This is a genomic window from Rhizobacter sp. P2_H2 (assembly GCF_056403375.1).
Genome location: NZ_JBFUFP010001234.1, coordinates 1 through 1,472, shown reverse-complemented (window position 1 = coordinate 1,472; position 1,472 = coordinate 1). Strand labels below are relative to the sequence as shown.

Genomic DNA, 1,472 nt, shown 5'->3' with positions numbered 1-1,472 from the left:
ATCCAGCAGTTCGAGCACCGCGGCCCATTCCTGCGCCGACACCGGCGTGATCGACAGCCGGTTGCCGGGCTTCAGCACCACCATCGACGCGAGCGAGGCCGCCTCGCGCATCTCGCGCAGCGACAGCAGCCGCGTCTTGCGCTCGAGCGCCACGTCGACATGCCACCAGCGCGGCTTCTCGGCCGTGGCCTTGGCGTCGAAGTACTTGCTCTTCGCGTCGAACTGCGTGGCGTCGAGGTACGGCTCGCCCACCACGCGCGCCAGCCCGGCGACGCCCGGCTCGGGGCAGGACGAGTGATAGAACAGCACGCCGTCGCCGCTGCGCATCTGGTCGCGCATGAAGTTGCGGGCCTGGTAGTTGCGCACGCCGACCCAGGGCACGCGCTGCTTCGGCGCAGCGGCCAGGTCGTCGATCGAACACTCGTCGGGCTCGCTCTTCATGAGCCAGAACTGTTCGGTCATGGTGCTGAGGAGAGGGGAAAGATAAGGTGTCCGTCACGCACCGTGAGCCGCATTCCTGAACCCAGGCAGTTCAGGTGGGCGAGGTCAGCCGGGCTTCGGGTTCATCTGACGCGAGACGATCACACCAACCGGGCGATGTTCCAAGCCCTTGCTCATAAGAGCATCGGTTCAAGGAAATATAAAACTCACGCGAACGCAACGGACTCGAAGAATTCTACGCGCGTCATCCGGCGCGAGTGTGTCTGTTCAAAGCAATTGCCCGTCGGCGCCAAGGGCTTGGTCGACACGGTGGATCAAAGCGTCTATGTCGATGTCTTCGCTGCTCGACGATGCCGAGGCAGGAGCCGGCGCCGGAGCGGGCGACGACTTCGGCGCAGCGGGCCGTTCGGCCAGTGCGTAGGCGAGGTTGAGTGCCGCCAGCACCGCGATCCGCTCGCGCGCCTTGACACGGCCGCCATCGCGGATCGCGCTCATCTCGCGGTCGACGTTGCCCACCGCTTCGAGCAGCGAGGCCTCGCCGCCTTCCGGGCAGCCGAGGATGTAGCTCTGCCCCATGATCGTCACTTCGATCTGCTTCATTTGGTGCGCGCTCCGGAATCGGCACCGACCGCCGCCGGGTCGGCCGGCAGGCGCTCGAGCAGCGCATCGATGCGGCCACGCGCCGCGTTCAGCCGCGAGCGCAGGTTGTCGCGCTCATGCGTGACGGTGGCGAGTTGTTGTTCGAGCAGGGCGTTGGTGCGCTTCAGTTCATCGTGCCGCAGCAACAAGCGCTCGACGCGTTCGGCAAGTTCGTTGATCTTGGCCATGGCGCATCAAAGGTGGAGTGTGAACCGATTGTAGAGGGGGCGCCTGCGCCTGCTTACAATCGCGCCCGTTGGTGCCCGTGCCGGTGTTCACGCCGGCACAGTTAAACGGGAAGCAGAGGTTGCCCGACCGCACGGTCGCACGGCCCACCTGCGCTGCCCCCGCAACGGTAAGCGGACGAAGCCACCCGGCTTCAGCCCCTGCGC

Annotated in this window: 3 protein-coding genes, 1 other RNA gene and 1 riboswitch; all 4 genes read right to left on the bottom strand. The window is 66.1% G+C overall.

All coding sequences use genetic code 11. The features are described from left to right. Positions 1–462: EVE domain-containing protein (locus tag AC1D15_RS31905; protein WP_477829206.1), on the bottom strand; the 462-nt coding region annotated here is incomplete at its 3' end. Positions 463–487: 25 nt separating this feature from the next. Next, positions 488–668, bottom strand: a non-coding RNA gene (gene ssrS / locus AC1D15_RS31900) — 6S RNA. A 40-nt stretch (positions 669–708) separates the two neighbouring features. Then, the gene (locus AC1D15_RS31895) at positions 709–1,041 is read right to left on the bottom strand and encodes a cell division protein ZapA (RefSeq protein ID WP_047503002.1); all 333 of its coding nucleotides are present in this window, start codon (positions 1,039–1,041) and stop codon (positions 709–711) included. Continuing rightward, positions 1,038–1,268 (bottom strand): cell division protein ZapB, encoded by a 231-nt coding sequence (locus AC1D15_RS31890; protein WP_047503000.1) that lies wholly within the window; start codon positions 1,266–1,268, stop codon positions 1,038–1,040. Before AC1D15_RS31890 ends, AC1D15_RS31895 begins: the two co-directional genes overlap by 4 nt. A 52-nt stretch (positions 1,269–1,320) precedes the next feature. Then, positions 1,321–1,472: riboswitch (cobalamin riboswitch) on the top strand. This riboswitch is flagged as partial in the annotation.